Genomic DNA, 17628 nt, shown 5'->3' on the forward strand with positions numbered 1-17628 from the left:
TCGCTTCCTGTGGGGTCTCAAGACTCATGCTATTCCCGCAGGAGTCGCCGCCTTCCACTCTTTCATTTGAGTATATACATTAGATGGGAAATAAACCAAAATAGGTCACTCAATCCACAGCTTCAGTTGTTTTGCATAATATTGTTCTTAAAAAGGCTTTAAATAGCTTTGTTCAGTTAGAGTATAGTGGATTTCCCAATGGACGAAAAAAACGCCTCCCGAAAGGAAGACGGTTTTCGCAAATTTCTTATTCAACGACGCGGGCGATTGCCTGGCGCTCAAACTGCATGCGCGTGCCGTCTGCCACCGTGATGTAGATCGTCGTGTCGTCTACTGCGTCGACTTGGCCGTGCAAGCCGCCGATCGTCACGATGCGGTCCCCACGCTTTAATTCCGACTGCATGTTAGCTGTCGTTTTTTGGCGTTTTTGCGCCGGGCGGATGATGAAGAGCCACATCAGCAAGAACATCAATAGTAAAGGTGATAACGCAATTAATGTTTCCATTGTTCAATTTCCCCCTTTCGTGTTCTCTATCGTTTCGAACTCAGAAATTTTTTGCATTCGGCTTATTGAATCCGTACGCTTCAAAAAATTCTTCGCGGAAATCTCCCAGGCGGTCTTCGCGGATCGCTTGACGCACCTGTTCCATTAAGTTTAACAGAAAATGCAGGTTATGATAACTCGTAAGGCGAATTCCGAAGGTTTCATCTGCACGCAATAAGTGGTGCACATACGCACGCGTGTAATTGGTGCATGTATAGCATGTGCATTTCTCATCAATTGGCGTGAAATCACGCTTGAACTTCGCGTTTTTCAAGTTCAAACGCCCTTCACTTGTCATCAATGTACCGTTGCGGGCGATGCGTGTCGGCAATACGCAGTCGAACATATCGATGCCGCGGATCGAGCCGTCGATCAAGGAATCGGGCGAGCCGACGCCCATCAAATAACGGGGCTTGTCGAATGGCATGAACGGCGTTGTAAATTCGAGCGCACGGTTCATGACGTCTTTCGGTTCACCGACCGACAAACCGCCAATCGCATAGCCCGGGAAGTCGAGTGCCACAAGGTCTTCTGCGCTTTGGCGGCGCAAATCTTCGTACTCGCCGCCTTGGATGATGCCGAACAATCCTTGATCCTGTGGGCGCGCGTGTGCCTCGAGGCAGCGTTCCGCCCAGCGCGACGTACGCTCGACACTGGATTTCATGTATTCATGCGTCGCCGGGTATGGCGGACATTCGTCAAACGCCATCATGATGTCCGAGCCGAGGTCATTCTGGATTTGCATCGCTTTTTCCGGGCTCAAGAACAGTTTGTCGCCGTTCATATGATTGCGGAAATGGACGCCTTCTTCTTTGATGTTGCGGAACTCGCTCAGCGAAAACACTTGGAAGCCGCCGGAATCTGTGAGGATCGGACGGTCCCAGTTCATGAATTTATGAAGCCCGCCCGCTTCTTTGATGACGTCATTTCCTGGGCGCAGCCACAGGTGATACGTATTGCTCAGGATAATGCCGGCGTTCATGGCTTTCAATTCTTCCGGGCTCATCGTCTTGACGGTCGCCTGTGTGCCAACTGGCATGAAGGCAGGCGTTTCGAAAGAGCCGTGCGGTGTATGGACGATACCAAGGCGTGCGCCTGTTTGTTTACATGTTTTGATGTGTTCGTATGTTACTGCATGGGTCATGATTCGGTCTCCTTTTTCTGTGGTTCAATAAACATTGCGTCGCCGAAGCTGAAAAAGCGGTAGCGCTCTTGGACAGCTTCATTATACGCATTCAAAATGGCATCGCGGTTCGACATGGCACTGACGAGCATGACAAGCGTCGATTTCGGCAAATGGAAGTTGGTGATGAGTCCGTCCACTGCTTCAAAACGATAGCCTGGGTAGATGAAAATATCTGTCCAGCCATTGTCTTCCTGTAATTTGCCGCCGAATTTCTTCGCGACCGACTCGAGCGTACGCGTCGATGTCGTGCCGACGGAAATGACGCGGCCGCCTTTTTGTTTCGTTTCATTGATCAAATCCGCGGTTTCTTTCGTGATGCGGTAGAATTCTGCGTGCATTTCATGGTCTTCAATCGATTCCACTGACACCGGGCGGAACGTGCCGAGCCCGACATGCAAGGTGATGAATGCGATATTGACGCCTTTATTGTGGATTTCTCCCAATAATTCATCGGTAAAATGAAGCCCAGCAGTCGGTGCTGCGGCACTGCCCCGTTCTTTCGCGAACACCGTCTGGTAACGGTCCTGGTCTTCCAACTTTTCGCGGATATACGGCGGCAGCGGCATTTCGCCCAATTGGTCAAGGATCTCATAAAAAATACCGTCATAGATAAATTTGAAATGGCGGCCACCGTGGTCTAGGACGCCTGTGCATTCAGCGCGCAACAATCCGTCGCCGAATGACACGACCGTGCCGATTTTCACTTTCTTGGCCGGTTTGACGAGCGTTTCCCACACATCTTCTTCCGTCTGCTTCAACAGCAGCACTTCGATGTTAGCGCCGGTCTCTTCTTTCGTGCCCATGAGGCGCGCCGGAAGCACGCGGGTATCGTTCAATACAAGCGTGTCACCAGTATGCAGATGGCCGAGGATGTCGCGGAAATGCTTGTGTTCAACCGCTCCTGTTTCTTTGTCCATCACGAGCAGGCGGCTTGATGTCCGGTCCAGCAGCGGCGTTTGCGCGATCAATTCCTCCGGCAACTCAAAATCAAAATCATTTACATTCAATTGCAGTTCATTTGTTAGTTTAGTCATTCAGGCATCTCCATTTTAAAGTGTTCGTATGCAAGAGGTGTCACAGTGCGCCCTCTCGGTGTCCGTTGAATAAAACCAATCTGCAATAGATAGGGTTCGTAAACATCTTCGATTGTCGTCGATTCCTCGCCGATGCTTGCAGCGATCGTGTCCACGCCGACAGGCCCGCCGCGAAAACGGCTGATCATGCCGGTCAAAAGCTTGTGGTCGATATGGTCAAGGCCGAGCGGGTCGACTTGCAGCATCTCCAGAGCTTGCTCGGCCATTTCAGTGGTGATCGAGCCATTGCCGCGCACCATCGCGTAATCGCGCACGCGTTTTAGCAAGCGGTTCGCAATACGCGGGGTCCCGCGGGAACGGCGTGCGATTTCACTGGCGGCATGCGGGTCGATATCCGCTTCGAATAAAGCGGCGCTGCGTTCGACGATATCCGTCAAGGCTTCTGTGTCGTAATACTCGAGCCTTGATAACACGCCGAAACGGTCACGCAAAGGGGCTGATAACGCCCCTGCACGCGTCGTCGCACCGATCAGCGTGAACGGCGGCAAATCGAGCCGCACGGAGCGCGCAGTCGGGCCTTTGCCGACAACGATATCGAGGCAGAAATCCTCCATCGCCGGATACAGTACTTCTTCGATCGAGCGGTTCAAGCGGTGAATCTCATCGATGAACAACACGTCTCCCGGCTCGAGTGATGAAACGATCGCCGCCAAATCGCCTGGCCGTTCAATCGCAGGGCCTGAAGTCATCTTCACGCCGACTTCCATTTCATTCGCGATGACGGTCGCTAGCGTCGTTTTCCCGAGACCCGGTGGCCCGTAAAGCAATACATGGTCTAGCGATTCGTTGCGCATTTTCGCCGCTTCGATAAAAATCTCCAGATTGTGCTTTACTTTCTGCTGGCCGATATATTGCGACAAACGCTGTGGACGCAAGGATTGCTCAAAGCGCTCATCAAATTCTGAAATTTCGCCGTCGATGATGCGTTCTTCCATGGCGCTCGCCTCCTCGTTAAGTTTGTTTCAATAATAATTGAAGCGCTTTTTTCATATAGCCTTCGGTGTCGAGTTCGAGGCCCTTGAGCTGCGGCTTCACTTTCGTGATCTCGCGTTCCGAATAACCGAGCGCGCCCAGCCTTGAGCTGCGGCTTCACTTTCGTGATCTCGCGTTCCGAATAACCGAGCGCGCCCAGTGCAAGCATCGCTTCCTCAAGTTCTGATTCGTCCCCACCGAACAAGTCCGGCTGACCGGCTTCTGCATAGGATTCCCCGAAGAAATCCGTCAACTTGCCTTTTAGGTCCAAGATCATCTGACGTGCGGTTTTCTTGCCGACGCCAGGGAATTTCACCAAATACTTCTCATCTTCCTGCTCGATCGCCTCGATGACGAATTGCGGCTGGCCGGATGCCAAAATCGCAAGCGCGCCTTTAGGCCCGATACCGGAAACACTGATGAGCTTGCGGAACAATTCCCGCTGCTCGAGCGTCGGAAAACCGAAGAGGAATTGCGCGTCTTCCCGCACGTGATGATGCACAAAAATCTGCAGTTCATCGGATCCGAATGAATACGGGTTCGGGGCAAAGATCTGCCAACCGACTCCCTGCTGTTCCACTACTAAATATTCAGGCGTCACGCGGGTGACTTGCCCTTTTATGTAATCGTACATTGCACTCGCCCTTTCATTTTCAACCTATTGATTATACCATATTCCGGCCGCTCCTACGAAGAAAGCTATCCGGTCCGAATGCTCCTTTGAAAGCTATGAAAGAGTTCCCCGCTGATTGAAGTTTCTCTTTATGCTAAAATGAAGTATAGCAATATGGAGCAACGGAGGGTTTTCATGAAAAAGTTATACGGTGAAGAACGCCGCAATGTTTTATTGGATGAGCTGAAGCAGGCGGGTCGGCCGCTGACCGGCAGCGCGCTCGCAAAACTCGCGCAAGTGTCGCGTCAAGTGGTGGTTGGCGACATGACTTTATTAAAAGCGAAAGGCGAACCGATCATCGCGACAAGCCAAGGCTATTTATACTTGGATCCAAGCGGCAAGAAACAAGTGAGCCGCCGCATCGCTTGCAGTCATCAGCCGGAGGAAACGGAAGCGGAGCTGCGTTTATTGGTCGACTGCGGTGTCACGGTCAAAGACGTCTCAATCGAACACCCTGTTTATGGTGAACTGACAGCCGGGATCCACGTCTCGACGCCGCTTGATGTCGATTTGTTCATGCAGCGCATACGCGATACCGGTGCGAGTTACCTGCTCGAGCTGACCGAAGGCACGCATATCCACACGATCACGGCAGATCTTCCTGAAACGCTTGCAAAAGCAGTCGACGCGATGAAGCAGCACGGCTATTTGCTCGAAGAAGCGGAATAAAAAAATCCCCGGATGCCAATGAGGCGTCCGGGGATTTTTCGTGCGTGCTTCTTATGAATTGTACGTGTAGTAGGAGCCGAGCGTCTTAACGCCGCAGCCAAGAGCCGTGAGCTCTTCGAACGCACCGCGCATCATCGCCGCATTCTCATCTTCCAACACGTCAGCGATAAAGAAATAATTGCCGAGCCCTGTCTTCAAAGGACGCGATTCGATCTTCGACAAGTTCAATTGACGCCACGCAAAAACCGACAGCACTTGGTGCAACACACCTGACCGGTCATCTTTTGGCGGGGTGATCATCAAGGTCGTCTTGATCTGCGCTTCGTGTCCAGGGTCGGTCAATTTATGATTGCTTCTCGACAACACGAAAAAGCGCGTGTGGTTGAAATGGAAATCGTGGATGTCGCGTTGCACGATGTCCAAACCGTATTTTTCCGCCGCATAGTCGTTGGCGATCGCCGCAATATTGCGCTCCGGCAATTCCGACACCATTTTGGCAGCGGCTGCTGTCGAGCTGTATTGCTGAAGCGGCGTCGTTTTATACGTATAGTATAAAAACTTATGGCATTGCGCCAATGCGTGCGGATGAGAATAAATCGCTTCGAACGATTCCGCGCCGCGGTTTTCCGGATGGACGAGTAAATGCTGCTGAATCGGCGACAACACTTCCGCCGTCACATATAGCTCCGCTTCGTGGAACAAATAATCCACTGTCAGCGGCACCGATCCCTCAAGCGCGTTCTCGAGCGGCACGACTGCATAATCGACCGTGCCCTCCGCGACCGCTTCGATGCATTCGGGAATGGTCGTATACGGCATCAGCTGTTCTTCCGGAAATACTTTGGAAGCGGCCAAATGCGTAAACGATGCTTCCGGGCCTAAAAACGAAATTCTCTTTTTCTCTTTAGTCATCGACTCATTCCCCCTACATTTATGACGAACCGCTCGATACCACATCGGCCGACTCAACAAAGTCGAGTTTTTTCAATTGCTGCAAGAACATGTCCAAGTCGACGTCCATCGCCGTCACATCAAGTGACAAGGTGACATTCGCACGCCCTTGGATCGGAATGGTCTGGTGGATGGTCAAAATATTGCAGCCCATTTCCGCGACAGACTGAAGCAAAGTCGCAAGCGTGCCCGAACGGTCTTCCAATTGGAGGAAAACCGTCAAGATCCGCTCTTTGACGATGGAATGAAACGGAAAAACCGCGTCACGGTATTTATAGAATGCCGAGCGCGATAATCCGGTCTGTGCGACCGCATCCAAAATGGACATGCGGTCCCGCTGAAGCAATTTTTTCACTTCCAGCGTCTTGACCATCGCTTCCGTCAGTACATCTTCCCGCACCAGGTAATAGCGTTGTTCCGAAATATCCTTCATTCAAGTACCCTCCGCATCAGTCGGTGAATTCGAACTCAAATTCAAGCAAACGGACCGTGTCGCCGTTTTCTGCCCCGCGCTCGCGAAGAGCATCATCAATGCCCATGCCGCGCATTTGGCGGGCGAATCGGCGAATCGAATCTTCACGAGAGAAGTCGGTCATTTTGAACATCCGCTCGATTGCGTATCCGGAAAGGACAAAAGCACCGTCCGGGTCGCGTGAGATATCGAATCCGTCGCCTTGCAATTCGTGCTTGTAAAGAACCGTATCCGCTGCATCCGGATCTGCCTCGTCTTCCATCGGGAATTCAGGCGTCACTTCAAGCAAGTCGGCTACCGCAAACATCAGGTTGTTCAAACCTTTTCTCGACAATGCGGAAATCGGGAACACTTTCGCGTCTTCCGGCAATTTCTTGCGGAACTCTTCCAAGTTTTCTTCCGCATCCGGCATGTCCATCTTGTTCGCCACAATCAGTTGTGGGCGTTCAGTCAAGCGCATATTGTATTGCTTCAGTTCTTCGTTGATGGTCACGTAATCCTCATAAGGATCGCGGCCTTCCATGCCCGACATATCGATGATGTGGACGATGACGCGCGTCCGTTCGATATGGCGCAGGAATTGATGGCCAAGGCCAATTCCTTCGTGTGCGCCCTCGATCAATCCTGGCAAATCGGCCATGACGAAGCTGCGCTGGTCTTCTGTTTGGACCATTCCGAGATTCGGGACGATCGTCGTGAAATGATACGCGCCGATTTTCGGTTTAGCCGCGGTAACGACTGACAATAGCGTCGATTTCCCGACACTCGGGAAGCCGACCAGGCCGACATCCGCCAATACTTTCAATTCCAAGATGACGTTGCGCTCTAAGCCTGGTTCGCCTTTTTCCGAAAGTTCAGGAGCCGGGTTTTGAGGCGTCGCAAAACGCGAGTTTCCGCGTCCGCCGCGCCCACCGCGTGCGATGACTGCGGATTGTCCCTCTTCGACCAAATCGGCAATCGTTTCGCCAGTTTCTGAGTCTTTGACGACAGTGCCCGGTGGAACTTTGATGATCGTGTCATGCGCTTTGGCGCCGTGTTGGTTTTTGCTCATGCCGTGCGTCCCGCGCTCGGCTTTAAAGATCCGTTTGAAACGGAAATCCATTAGCGTGCGCAAGCCTTCATCGACTTGGAAGACGATATCAGCGCCTTTCCCTCCGTCGCCTCCGGCTGGCCCGCCGTTCGGTACGTATTTTTCGCGGCGGAATGCTACCATGCCATCCCCGCCGTCGCCACCTTTTACATATACTTTTACGTGATCGACAAACATATTATCCCTCCATCTGTGCGTGGATCTCAACTTTCGAGCGATCCGATCCGCACGCTTTACCAATTGCTAATTGCGGTGAATCCAAAATCAGTGACGACCAGTCGCCGGGACCTGACAGTTCCAGCGAAAACCGGCCGTCCGCTTCCATTATGTGTAGCTCTACCGGATATGGCCAAGCGTCGGAAAACGCTTCTTTTGCGTTGTCCGCAAATGTTTCGAGCCAGCTAGAGAGCACCGCATCCAATTCGCGCGGCGCCCGCTTGGCTTCACAAAAAACCGCGAGGCGCAATTCCGGAAAACGCCAGCCGGCCGTCAATAGCCACTCTTCCGTTTCGGGCATAGAGAGAGCCGACAGCCGGCTTTGGTGCATAGCCGCTTCGGCATACGTACGAATGAGCGCCTGGGCTCTGTCTGTGCGCCCCAAATCCAGATTCAATTTGATCATCTGCAGCTCATTCAAAAAATCATGGCGCGCATGCCGAAGCGATTGTGCCACCGTTAGCCTGTCGTCCATAATGCACTTCCTTTTCACACACTTTTAGCCATTATACCAAGTTTCCGGCCGGATTTCCCGGCACGGGTTTTGGCTAATCTTGTTTCAAAAGAAAAATCCCTTTTCGTTTTTTATTAAGCTTCCTGAGCAACCGGGTAGACGCTCACTTTTTTCTTATCGCGGCCGTAGCGCTCGAAGCGTACTGTTCCGTCGATTTTCGCGAAAAGTGTGTCATCTCCGCCGCGTCCAACGTTCTCGCCTGGATAGATTTTCGTACCGCGTTGACGATAAAGAATAGATCCGCCAGTTACGATTTGTCCGTCAGCGCGTTTTGCGCCAAGGCGTTTTGATTCCGAATCACGACCGTTCTTCGTTGAACCAACACCTTTTTTGGATGCAAAAAACTGAAGATTTAATTTCAACATATGTCCCACCTCCTAAGCTGTGAAGGTTATTTTTATAAAGTCTGCATATTCATGTTCAATCGTTTCCAGAGAAATGATCATAGCGCGTACAAGCAGTTGAACCTGCTCATCCGTCTTTTTGTCCATGTTCTCCGGAAAGGCGATTTTCAAAAAACCGCTATCCGCCTGTTCGATGTCCGGTTCAATTCCCGTCAGTTCCATAATGGCGTTCACTGCCCCGAAGGAAACAGCTGAAGCCCCGGCACATACCAGATCCTTGCCGTGCTCGGCAAAATCCGCATGTCCCGACATTTCAAAGCCTTTAATATAGCTGCCGGTTTGATGAATAGTCACCCGGATCATTTTTACAGGTTGATTGCATCAACAGTCAATTTCGTGAATGGCTGACGATGACCTTGTTTTTTGTGGTAGTTCTTTTTCGCTTTGTATTTGAAGACGGTGATTTTCTTGCCGCGGCCCTGTTTTTCAACTTTCGCTGTAACAGTTGCTCCTTCTACGAAAGGAACACCCACTTTAGTATCGTCTCCACCTACAAATAGAACTTTGTCAAATGTTACTGTGTCACCAGCTTCTGCGTTCACTTTCTCAACGTAGATCTCTTGGCCAGCTTCCACTTTGATTTGTTTTCCACCAGTTTCAATAATTGCGTACATATCCTTGCACCTCCTCTTAGACTAAGACTCGCCTCTCCAGGTGATCTTGCGATGCTTAACAACCTGGTTCGAGCGGTTGTAGCACGGGTGCGCTACAAACATAACATTAGAATAATATCATGCGGGAGAGACCCGCGTCAACAGAGAACTGAAAAGAGTTGGTGATGTGTGTTTTTCATTTTTGGGATTGTGGTTAAAGGAATAAAATATCGCTACTTTACTAGCTTGTGATTTTCCGATGGAGAGTGTGGCGATGTTTCTTGTGTTGGAGCTTTCGTGATTTTTGAATTTCGCCTCCCTGCTTTGGGTTGGCCTCTCACAATGAGCCAGAAAGAACATCTGTCTCATTGCTTCGGCTCACCCTGGGCGCTGGTCGGCTTAGAGATTTCATTGATTCATGTTTGTTTAAACAGATCTGCTTTTATAGTTAGTTGCCGGCTAGTGGGGGAATCGCTTCCCTGTCATGATGTGTGCTTTGCGAGATCCAATTTGAGCGGTGTTATGACTGAGAGAATACGTGTCATTTTCAAATATTGGTGCACGGCTTAGGGTTTTCGCCATTGCTAGATTTCTTGCCATGCTTTCCGTCATAGAAAAAAGACTATATATTTTTTTGGTTTAGCACTAGCAAGATTCTACGTTTATAAAAAACCTGTTTCAACAATATGTTATGAATTGTTAACTACATCTCTTACTTCAAACCGACAGTGAGGTTGTAAAGATCCCGCTAACAACAATGGCTGGAGCGCAGGGCGGTGACTCCTGAGGGAGCAGTGGGTTTGAGAGACCCCGCAGGAGCGTGTTCTTTGCGACGAGGAGGCTCGATTCCCACCCCTCGGAAAGCATCCGCCCGGAGCGCAAGCCAATCGCTACACTTTTTCTTTATTAAATTCTACAAAATAAAAAACGCCACCGCATATGCAGTGGCGTTTCTACTATAGAACTTTATTTGCTTGAGAAAATGGATTTGAGTTTGCCGAACATGCCTGGCTTTGGCTTGTCCATGGTCATGAGCGGAACCGATTCACCTAGCAGGCGGCGCGCGATGTTGCGGTAGCCGAGTGCTGCAGGGTTCGATGGGTCCATGACGACCGGTTCGCCTTTGTTCGAGCTCGAAATGACGCGTTCGTCATCCGGCACGATGCCTAGCAAGTCGATCGATAAATGCGTCGTGATCTCATTGACATCAAGTGCATCTCCCGCTTCCATCAAATGCGGGCGGATGCGGTTGATGATGAGTTTCGGCGCTTCCAGGTTTTCTTCCAGTTCCAGCAAACCGATGATGCGGTCGGCATCGCGCACTGCGGAGATTTCCGGAGTCGTGATGACAATCGCGCGATCTGCACCGGCAACAGCATTTTTATAGCCTTGTTCGATGCCGGCTGGGCAATCGATGATGATGAAGTCGTAGTCCGCTTTCATCCCTTCGATCAATTCTTTCATCTGCTCCGGGTTGACGTCGTTTTTATCGGCCGTCTGGGCTGCCGGAAGCAAGAACAATTTATCTTCGAAGCGCTTGTCTTTAACAAGCGCCTGATGGATTTTACAGCGGCCTTCGAGCACATCGATCAAATCGTAGATGATGCGGTTCTCGAGGCCTAAAATAACATCCAGGTTGCGAAGCCCGATGTCGGTATCGATCAAGCACACTTTTTTGCCTTGAAGAGCCAATGCAGTGCCGAGGTTCGCAGTCGACGTCGTTTTGCCGACGCCTCCTTTGCCTGATGTAATTACGATAGCTTCTCCCACACTAGCTTCCTCCTTTAAACGTAGAAATTTGCGGACGCAGGAATCTCAGTTCCTGCAGTCGGTCGATGATGATTTTGCCGCTGGTATGTAAATAGGCGCATTCCATTTCAGGCTGCTCCGACAAGCTGTCGAGTTCATCGGTCATCGTCTCGAGTTCATCGGCAATCTTCAGGTGCGTCGCTTCAAGCCACGATGCGGCGATGACTGCTTCCTTGTTGCCGCTCGCTCCTGCGTGGGCAAAGCCTTTGAGGCGCCCGAGCACATAGACGTTGCCGCCCGCTTCGATGCGGCCGTTCTGGTTGACATCGCCAATGACGACGAGGTCGCCTTTTGCCTTGATGACTTGCCCTGAACGGACGATGCCGACGTATGTTTCCGACTGGCGCTCACTGATCATCCGGTTGCATTCTTCGACGGTGACGACATCGCATTTCGTGCCGATCACTTTCATCTTCGAATTGTCATGGATGACTTTCTTGATTTCTTCCAATTGGGCTTTGCTGTAATGGCGATTCGCCAATTGGACCTGTACTTCCGCGTCCCCTTCGAGCGCAGGGTCGGATACTTTCTTCTTCAGCTCATCGAGGATTTCCGTATAGGAGGCCATATCATTGAGCTGGATGAGAAGCCCTTTGTTCGTTCCTTTAATATTCACGATATTTTTCAAAAAACCTGTCACCTGCGCTTTCATTAATATAACCCGAACTTAGTGCCACGCTGTGGATCTTGCGTGACCATCATCGACCTGAACACCCAGCCAAGCAATCCTAAGTACAGGGCGTTGGCGATTAAGGTCGGCCACAATCTGGATGTCAAAAACGTCCCGGCTGGCGCGTCGGTCAAGCCGATCAATTGGAAGAACAGGTAAAGTGCAACTTCCATCGCGAGCAAAAGACCAAGTGCCAGCAGCGTCGCCGACAGCAGATTTTGTGGAATCTTTTTGAAAAAGTACGCGGCGATCAGGCAGACGGCCGGATACAGAAAAGAATATAATCCAATAATATCAATGTAAAAGACATCATACAAGAGGCCGAAGAACAAACCGTAAAACAACGCATGACGCAGTTCGTAGAAAACGGTCAAAAAGATCAGGAATAAAATGAGGAAACGCGGGACGACGTAATACAGCGATCCGCCGATCGACAGCGGTGAAAAAAGCCCAAAAATCGGTTCGACGAAAAACAACACAAGGCAGACGATAGGCACGAGGAAGCGGATCATGATTCCTCTTCCTCGTCTTCCGTCATACCGCTGTCTTCCCCATCAACTTCTGGAGCGAGGCGGTCTGCGATGACGACATGGTTGAGCATCGAGAAGTCAGCTGCCGGTTTGACATACGCCAGTTTCGTCAAGCCGAATTCATCAATCGTCACTTCCGTGATTTCCCCGATGACAATGCCTTTCGGGAAAATGCCACCGAGCCCGCTCGAGACGACTTGGTCGCCTTCTTTCAAGTCAACCGAGAAATCGATGCGCTTGAGCAGCAGCTCGCGGCGCTCAGCGTCGTAGCCTTCGATCAAGCCGAATACATCATCCTCGCCGAGCACCATCGCCGATACGCGGTAGTTCGGGTTTTGTGTCGTCACCAGTTCCACCGTCGACGTGGTCGGCGTGACGATCGTCACCTTGCCGATCAAGCCCCCGGCGGTCATGACGGCCATATTTTCCTTGACGCCATGGTTGGTGCCGCGGTTCAAGATAATTTTCTCTTCCCATTGATCCGGGTTGCGGGCGATGACGACCGCCTGGATCGGGTTGTATTCACGTAAATCTTCTTCTTTGCCGACCAGTTCCTTCAGTTCCTCGTTTTCAGAACGAAGGTCGGTCACTTCTGCCTGCACGCCTGCAAATTCCTCGAGGCGCGCTTTCAGCAGGCGGTTTTCTTCAAATGTGTTGATCAGCGAGTCGATATTGTCAAAAACACCGGTCACAAAATGAGCGGGCCGTGAAAATACCGATTGCCCGGCGCCTACCGCTTCCTTGACGATTTGTTCCGGGAGCGACACTTGGCCACGGTCCCGAAGCGTCAAGGAAATCAAAGCGACGAGCAGGATGACGCCGATCAACAGCAGGATAAGCCGCTTATTCGATAAAAATTGTGGCATATGAGGCCATCCTCCTTATTGATTGGCTCGTGTAGAGCAGTAAAAACTTAGCGTCTTTCGATCGCCGTGCGGTAACGGTCGAAGTCTTCGAGTGCGCGCCCGGTTCCGAGCGCGACACAATCGAGCGGATGATCCGCTGTGAACACCGGCATGCCGACCGCATCCGCGATCACTTTGTCGAGATTTTTCAACAACGCCCCGCCGCCCGTAAGAACGATGCCGCGGTCCATGATATCGGACGCCAGTTCAGGCGGCGTCTTCTCGAGCGTCGTGCCAAGCCCTTCGACGATGCGCGTCACGGGTTCTTTCAACGCTTGTTCCATTTCTTGTGCGGTGATCGTCAAGGTTTTCGGGAAGCCGGTCACGAGGTCGCGGCCGCGGATTTCCATATCCAGCTCGGCTTCTTCCGCATTTAAGACAGCGGCAGTGCCGATGCCCATTTTCAGGTTTTCGGCCGTGCGTTCCCCGATGACGACATTATAGCGCTTGCGGACATAATGCTTGATCGCCTCGTCCATCTCATCCCCGCCGACGCGGATCGATTCACTCGATACGATGCCGCCGAGCGAGATGATGGCGACTTCCGCCGTTCCGCCTCCTATATCGACGACCATGCTGCCGACAGGTTCCCATACCGGAAGCCCTGCGCCAATTGCTGCAGCGAAGGGCTCTTCGATCGTATAAGCTTCCGCTGCCCCAACTGCACGCGCAGCATCCAAGACGGCGCGCTGTTCAATCGAAGTGACGCCGTACGGCACGCAGATCATCACTTTACCGCCGCGCCATTTACCCGGCGCTTTGCCGGTCGCTTCGCTGATGCAATGCTTGATCATCGCGAGTGTCGTATCGTAGTCGGAAATAACACCGTCACGCATCGGCCGCAGTGCGACGATATTGGCAGGTGTTCTGCCCATCATATCGCGCGCGCGTTTGCCGACAGCGACGATTTCATTCGTGCGGGTGTTCTTGATGACAATCGATGGTTCCCGGAGCACGATGCCGCGCCCTTTTAAATAGACGAGCGTATTCGCCGTTCCGAGGTCGATGCCGATATCTTTTGAAGCAAATCCAAACACATGAATCGGTCCTTTCTTATGTAAACCGGGGGTACCGGCAACAGCTTTGCGCAATACCACCCATTATAGAACATCCGGAAAAAAATATACAGTGCTACATGAACCCCTTTTCTTTTAATGAAGTGAATTGATGGTCGCCGATGATAATATGGTCGAGCAATTCGATGCCGATGATCGAGCCGGCTTCCATGAGCCGCTTGGTGACATCGATGTCTTCAGGAGACGGCGCTGGATTGCCAGAAGGATGGTTATGCGCACAGACAATCGATGCGGTCGAGCGTCTGACGGCTTCGCGGAAAATTTCTCGGGGATGTACGATGGAGGCGTTGAGGCTGCCGACAAAAATGGTTTGGCGGTGCATCACTTGGTTTTTGATGTTGAGGAATAAACAGACGAAATGCTCTTGCTTGAGCGAGGTCATGTCATCCATTAAATAAGTGGCGGCGTCTTTCGGGGAGCGGATCGTAAAGCGTTCATCGGTTTGCTTGGAAGCGAGCCTGCGTCCCAGTTCAATGGCAGCGAGCAGCTGGACGGCTTTCGCTTCGCCGATGCCGTTGATCGCCGTCATTTCTTCAATGGCAGCATGCTTCAGTTCGTGGAGGTGCTCGAATTGCTTAAGCACACGGTTCGCGAGATGCAAAACCGATTCCTCGCGGGTGCCGGTGCGCAACAGGATCGCGATGAGCTCTTGATTGGACAAGCTCACCGCTCCTTGTTTCATGAGGCGTTCGCGCGGCCGGTCGGCAATGTGGACATCGCGGATCATCATCGCTTGGTCATTTGGCATAATCATGCGCCCCTTCGACTTTTACGTAGCCCGCATGCGTCAAGTGCTGGAGCAGCTTCGCAATAGGCAAGCCGACGACTGCGTTGTAATCGCCTTCGATTTTTTCCACAAACAAGCCCGACACCGTTTGGATGCCGTACGCTCCTGCTTTGTCGTAAGGATCTTCTGTATCGGTATAGGCGTCGATCCAATCCTCTGGCAATTTGTAGAACCGCACTTCTACACGTTCATGGAATGATACTTCTTTCTCGCCTTGGCGTACGCATACGGCAGTGATGACTTCGTGGGTTTTGCCGGATAGCTTGCGTAAATACGCAGATGCATGCTGTTTGTCTTTAGGCTTCAATAAAATCTCCCCGTCCAACACGACCACTGTATCCGAGCCGATGACGAGCGCTTCGGGATGGTTCCCTGCGATATCATTCGCTTTTTGGACAGCACATGCATCGACATAATCGACCGGTGACTTGAAGCCTTTCGGATCGGGTTCCGGGATATCGCTCGGCACGATGTCGAACGGAATTCCGAGCAAGCTGAGCAGCTCTTGGCGGCGCGGCGATTGCGAGGCCAAGATGAGCGGGTGTTTCGATGTGAACTTCATGAAAAAATCCCTCCTTTTTTCAAGCCATCATACCATTATCAAAAAGCCAGGGCAAAATGGTGAAATACTGAATTCCGTTTAAAATTAGACATGAAATCCTCCTTTTCAAGATAGCGCTTTCACGTAAACAGTCAGCCGTTGAATTTTTTTATTCACTACAAAAAGTTATTGCATGCTTCCCCGTCCCCGTCCTAAGCGCATTCCTTCGACTTTTCAAACATTATACAAAATTAGCGCAATTGGCACTTCCGTAAATAGCTTTTCTTATGTTTCACAAGGTTTTATAATAGATAAAGTCTTTAATTTTTTGAAAATTACTATTACACAATAATTTGATAGTCTTTTTCACATTTATGTTTGAAGGGAGTTTGTCTATTTTGAAAAAACAAAAACGAGGATTGTTCCAAAAATCCCTCGACCGCATCGAAACGATCGGTAATAAACTGCCGCATCCGGTGACCTTGTTTGCGCTTCTCGCCATTGTCGTCCTCGCGGTTTCCGCTTTGCTGGCGAATCTCGGCATCTCTGTCGAGCACCCAGGCCAAGAAGGCGAAATCGTGAAAGTGAAGAACTTATTGAACGCTGAAGGCATTCAATACATCTTCGCGAGCATGGTCGATAACTTCATCGGCTTCGCACCGCTCGGCGTCGTGCTCGTCACAATGCTCGGGATCGGGGTTGCGGAACGCACAGGCCTCATCTCCGCTGTCTTGCGCGGATTCGTTCTGTCGATTCCGAAATTCCTCATCACTGGCGGACTTGTCTTCGCCGGTATCATGTCGAGTGTCGCATCGGATGCTGGATATGTCGTCTTGCCTCCACTCGGCGCGGTAATCTTTATCGCACTTGGGCGCCACCCGCTTGCCGGCCTTGCCGCAGCGTTTGCGGGTGTCTCTGCCGGATTCTCTGCCAACCTGTTGTTATCGGCAACGGACGCGATGCTTGGGGAACTGACCATCGCAGCCGCTTCGATCATCGACCCGGGCTACGCCGAAGGCATGAACATCGCGATGAACTATTACTTCATCATCGTTTCCGTATTCTTGTTGACGATCGTCGGCGCTGTCGTAACGGAAAAAGTCGTCGAACCACGTCTTGGCGAATACAAAGGCGAGTTCCGCGAAGAAATGACTGGCCTGACAACGCTTGAGAAAAAAGGCTTGCTATGGGCTGGTATTACGACACTAGTCGGTGTCATTTTGACGGCACTTCTTATCGTTCCGGAAAACGGCGTATTGCGCGGAGAAGACGGCGGCATCGTCCAATCTCCGTTCATGAGCTCGCTCGTTCCGATCATTACCATCCTGTTCTTCTTGCCGGGACTTGCTTACGGTATCGCCACGAAGAACATCAAGAGCGACAAAGACGTCGCTGCACAAATGTCTGACACGATGGCATCGATGGGCGTCTTCATCGTCCTGGCGTTCACAGCCGGACAATTCGTCGCTTACTTTGCCGAGTCGAACATCGGCATGGTGCTCGGGGTCTACGGTGCCGAAGCGCTTGAATCAATGAGCCTAACCGGCATTCCATTGATCCTCGGCTTTATCGTCGTCGTCGGCTTCATCAATTTGTTCATCGGTTCCGCGTCCGCGAAATGGGCGATGCTTGCACCGGTCTTCGTACCGATCATGATGCAGCTCGGCTACTCGCCGGAACTGACACAAATGGCGTATCGCATCGCCGATTCATCGACGAACATCATCACGCCGCTCATGACGTATTTCGCGATCATCATTGCATTCGCACAGAAATACGACAAGAAAATGGGCATCGGCACATTGATCTCGGTCATGTTCCCGTACTCGATTTTCTTCATGATTTTCTGGAGCTTGATGCTCATCGTTTGGATGCTGTTCGGCCTTGATCTTGGGCCAGCTTCACCGATCCGCTATAACGGATAAAACTAAA

20 protein-coding genes, 1 pseudogene and 1 other annotated feature are annotated in these 17628 nt (G+C 51.3%); of the genes and pseudogenes, 2 read left to right on the forward strand and 19 right to left on the reverse strand.

Going from position 1 to position 17628, the window contains the following annotated elements; all coding sequences use genetic code 11:
• Nucleotides 1-247: 247 nt before the first annotated feature.
• The 5 genes and pseudogenes from yajC to ruvA form a co-directional block, all read right to left on the reverse strand.
• On the reverse strand, nt 248-505 hold the full coding sequence (gene yajC / locus ON064_RS11350) for a preprotein translocase subunit YajC (RefSeq protein WP_121300108.1): 258 nt from the start codon (nt 503-505) through the stop codon (nt 248-250).
• A gap of 40 nt (nt 506-545) precedes the next feature.
• A complete protein-coding gene (gene tgt / locus ON064_RS11355) occupies nt 546-1688 on the reverse strand; it encodes a tRNA guanosine(34) transglycosylase Tgt (protein WP_274624859.1) in 1143 nt (380 codons plus the stop codon).
• Nucleotides 1685-2737: a tRNA preQ1(34) S-adenosylmethionine ribosyltransferase-isomerase QueA gene (queA, locus tag ON064_RS11360; protein WP_274624868.1), complete on the reverse strand. Its 1053-nt coding sequence runs from the start codon at nt 2735-2737 to the stop codon at nt 1685-1687. Before queA ends, tgt begins: the two co-directional genes overlap by 4 nt.
• Before the next feature lie 23 nt (nt 2738-2760).
• Entirely contained in the window at nt 2761-3759 is a 999-nt protein-coding gene (gene ruvB / locus ON064_RS11365; RefSeq protein ID WP_274624860.1) for a Holliday junction branch migration DNA helicase RuvB, read from the reverse strand.
• A 16-nt stretch (nt 3760-3775) separates the two neighbouring features.
• Nucleotides 3776-4430 (reverse strand): annotated as a pseudogene (gene ruvA, locus ON064_RS11370) (Holliday junction branch migration protein RuvA).
• Between the two features lie 174 nt (nt 4431-4604).
• Between ruvA and ON064_RS11375 the strand changes: the two are divergent.
• Nucleotides 4605-5138, forward strand: coding sequence for a transcription repressor NadR (locus ON064_RS11375; protein WP_407951612.1), 534 nt, complete (start codon nt 4605-4607; stop codon nt 5136-5138).
• A gap of 51 nt (nt 5139-5189) precedes the next feature.
• Here ON064_RS11375 and pheA read toward each other — a convergent pair whose 3' ends face one another.
• The 14 genes from pheA to ON064_RS11445 form a co-directional block, all read right to left on the reverse strand.
• Nucleotides 5190-6050, reverse strand: a complete 861-nt coding sequence (gene pheA, locus ON064_RS11380) for a prephenate dehydratase (RefSeq protein ID WP_121300117.1) — start codon at nt 6048-6050, stop codon at nt 5190-5192.
• A gap of 19 nt (nt 6051-6069) precedes the next feature.
• The gene (locus tag ON064_RS11385) at nt 6070-6522 is read right to left on the reverse strand and encodes an ACT domain-containing protein (RefSeq protein ID WP_058380990.1); all 453 of its coding nucleotides are present in this window, start codon (nt 6520-6522) and stop codon (nt 6070-6072) included.
• A gap of 16 nt (nt 6523-6538) precedes the next feature.
• Complete coding sequence (gene obgE, locus ON064_RS11390; RefSeq protein ID WP_216969997.1) at nt 6539-7828, reverse strand: GTPase ObgE; 1290 nt, start codon at nt 7826-7828, stop codon at nt 6539-6541.
• Between the two features lies 1 nt (nt 7829).
• Complete coding sequence (locus tag ON064_RS11395; RefSeq protein ID WP_274624862.1) at nt 7830-8342, reverse strand: Spo0B domain-containing protein; 513 nt, start codon at nt 8340-8342, stop codon at nt 7830-7832.
• A gap of 113 nt (nt 8343-8455) precedes the next feature.
• Entirely contained in the window at nt 8456-8746 is a 291-nt protein-coding gene (gene rpmA / locus ON064_RS11400) for a 50S ribosomal protein L27 (protein ID WP_068461850.1), read from the reverse strand.
• A 12-nt stretch (nt 8747-8758) separates the two neighbouring features.
• The gene (locus tag ON064_RS11405; protein ID WP_274624863.1) at nt 8759-9088 is read right to left on the reverse strand and encodes a ribosomal-processing cysteine protease Prp; all 330 of its coding nucleotides are present in this window, start codon (nt 9086-9088) and stop codon (nt 8759-8761) included.
• A 2-nt stretch (nt 9089-9090) separates the two neighbouring features.
• The gene (gene rplU, locus ON064_RS11410) at nt 9091-9399 is read right to left on the reverse strand and encodes a 50S ribosomal protein L21 (protein WP_068488425.1); all 309 of its coding nucleotides are present in this window, start codon (nt 9397-9399) and stop codon (nt 9091-9093) included.
• Between the two features lie 14 nt (nt 9400-9413).
• Nucleotides 9414-9487, reverse strand: a sequence feature (ribosomal protein L21 leader region).
• Nucleotides 9488-10344: 857 nt separating this feature from the next.
• Nucleotides 10345-11148 (reverse strand): septum site-determining protein MinD, encoded by an 804-nt coding sequence (minD, locus tag ON064_RS11415; protein ID WP_058380996.1) that lies wholly within the window; start codon nt 11146-11148, stop codon nt 10345-10347.
• Nucleotide 11149: 1 nt separating this feature from the next.
• Nucleotides 11150-11839: a septum site-determining protein MinC gene (gene minC, locus ON064_RS11420; protein ID WP_274624864.1), complete on the reverse strand. Its 690-nt coding sequence runs from the start codon at nt 11837-11839 to the stop codon at nt 11150-11152.
• The gene (gene mreD / locus ON064_RS11425) at nt 11839-12369 is read right to left on the reverse strand and encodes a rod shape-determining protein MreD (RefSeq protein WP_058380998.1); all 531 of its coding nucleotides are present in this window, start codon (nt 12367-12369) and stop codon (nt 11839-11841) included. Before mreD ends, minC begins: the two co-directional genes overlap by 1 nt.
• Nucleotides 12366-13253, reverse strand: a complete 888-nt coding sequence (gene mreC / locus ON064_RS11430) for a rod shape-determining protein MreC (protein ID WP_274624865.1) — start codon at nt 13251-13253, stop codon at nt 12366-12368. Before mreC ends, mreD begins: the two co-directional genes overlap by 4 nt.
• 47 nt (nt 13254-13300) lie before the next feature.
• Complete coding sequence (locus ON064_RS11435; RefSeq protein WP_274624869.1) at nt 13301-14329, reverse strand: rod shape-determining protein; 1029 nt, start codon at nt 14327-14329, stop codon at nt 13301-13303.
• Nucleotides 14330-14423: 94 nt separating this feature from the next.
• Complete coding sequence (gene radC / locus ON064_RS11440; protein ID WP_121300125.1) at nt 14424-15116, reverse strand: RadC family protein; 693 nt, start codon at nt 15114-15116, stop codon at nt 14424-14426.
• Nucleotides 15106-15717, reverse strand: coding sequence for a Maf family protein (locus tag ON064_RS11445; RefSeq protein WP_274624866.1), 612 nt, complete (start codon nt 15715-15717; stop codon nt 15106-15108). Before ON064_RS11445 ends, radC begins: the two co-directional genes overlap by 11 nt.
• A gap of 353 nt (nt 15718-16070) precedes the next feature.
• On the opposite strand from ON064_RS11445, the gene ON064_RS11450 reads away from it, so the two are divergent.
• Nucleotides 16071-17621 (forward strand): AbgT family transporter, encoded by a 1551-nt coding sequence (locus ON064_RS11450; protein ID WP_407951613.1) that lies wholly within the window; start codon nt 16071-16073, stop codon nt 17619-17621.
• Nucleotides 17622-17628 lie beyond the last annotated feature (7 nt).

It is taken from the genome of Planococcus sp. A6 (assembly GCF_028823615.1).
In the GTDB taxonomy this organism is placed as follows: Bacteria; Bacillota; Bacilli; order Bacillales_A; family Planococcaceae; genus Planococcus.

What these genes read in the sequence shown, in the direction of transcription:
- yajC (WP_121300108.1), bottom strand. Translation starts at nt 505, where the DNA reads ATGGAAACATTAATTGCGTTATCACCTTTACTATTGATGTTCTTGCTG.
- tgt (WP_274624859.1), bottom strand. Translation starts at nt 1,688, where the DNA reads ATGACCCATGCAGTAACATACGAACACATCAAAACATGTAAACAAACA.
- ruvB (WP_274624860.1), bottom strand. Translation starts at nt 3,759, where the DNA reads ATGGAAGAACGCATCATCGACGGCGAAATTTCAGAATTTGATGAGCGC.
- ON064_RS11375 (WP_407951612.1), top strand. Translation starts at nt 4,605, where the DNA reads ATGAAAAAGTTATACGGTGAAGAACGCCGCAATGTTTTATTGGATGAG.
- pheA (WP_121300117.1), bottom strand. Translation starts at nt 6,050, where the DNA reads ATGACTAAAGAGAAAAAGAGAATTTCGTTTTTAGGCCCGGAAGCATCG.
- ON064_RS11385 (WP_058380990.1), bottom strand. Translation starts at nt 6,522, where the DNA reads ATGAAGGATATTTCGGAACAACGCTATTACCTGGTGCGGGAAGATGTA.
- obgE (WP_216969997.1), bottom strand. Translation starts at nt 7,828, where the DNA reads ATGTTTGTCGATCACGTAAAAGTATATGTAAAAGGTGGCGACGGCGGG.
- ON064_RS11395 (WP_274624862.1), bottom strand. Translation starts at nt 8,342, where the DNA reads ATGGACGACAGGCTAACGGTGGCACAATCGCTTCGGCATGCGCGCCAT.
- rpmA (WP_068461850.1), bottom strand. Translation starts at nt 8,746, where the DNA reads ATGTTGAAATTAAATCTTCAGTTTTTTGCATCCAAAAAAGGTGTTGGT.
- ON064_RS11405 (WP_274624863.1), bottom strand. Translation starts at nt 9,088, where the DNA reads ATGATCCGGGTGACTATTCATCAAACCGGCAGCTATATTAAAGGCTTT.
- rplU (WP_068488425.1), bottom strand. Translation starts at nt 9,399, where the DNA reads ATGTACGCAATTATTGAAACTGGTGGAAAACAAATCAAAGTGGAAGCT.
- minC (WP_274624864.1), bottom strand. Translation starts at nt 11,839, where the DNA reads ATGAAAGCGCAGGTGACAGGTTTTTTGAAAAATATCGTGAATATTAAA.
- mreD (WP_058380998.1), bottom strand. Translation starts at nt 12,369, where the DNA reads ATGATCCGCTTCCTCGTGCCTATCGTCTGCCTTGTGTTGTTTTTCGTC.
- mreC (WP_274624865.1), bottom strand. Translation starts at nt 13,253, where the DNA reads ATGCCACAATTTTTATCGAATAAGCGGCTTATCCTGCTGTTGATCGGC.
- radC (WP_121300125.1), bottom strand. Translation starts at nt 15,116, where the DNA reads ATGCCAAATGACCAAGCGATGATGATCCGCGATGTCCACATTGCCGAC.
- ON064_RS11445 (WP_274624866.1), bottom strand. Translation starts at nt 15,717, where the DNA reads ATGAAGTTCACATCGAAACACCCGCTCATCTTGGCCTCGCAATCGCCG.
- ON064_RS11450 (WP_407951613.1), top strand. Translation starts at nt 16,071, where the DNA reads ATGTTTGAAGGGAGTTTGTCTATTTTGAAAAAACAAAAACGAGGATTG.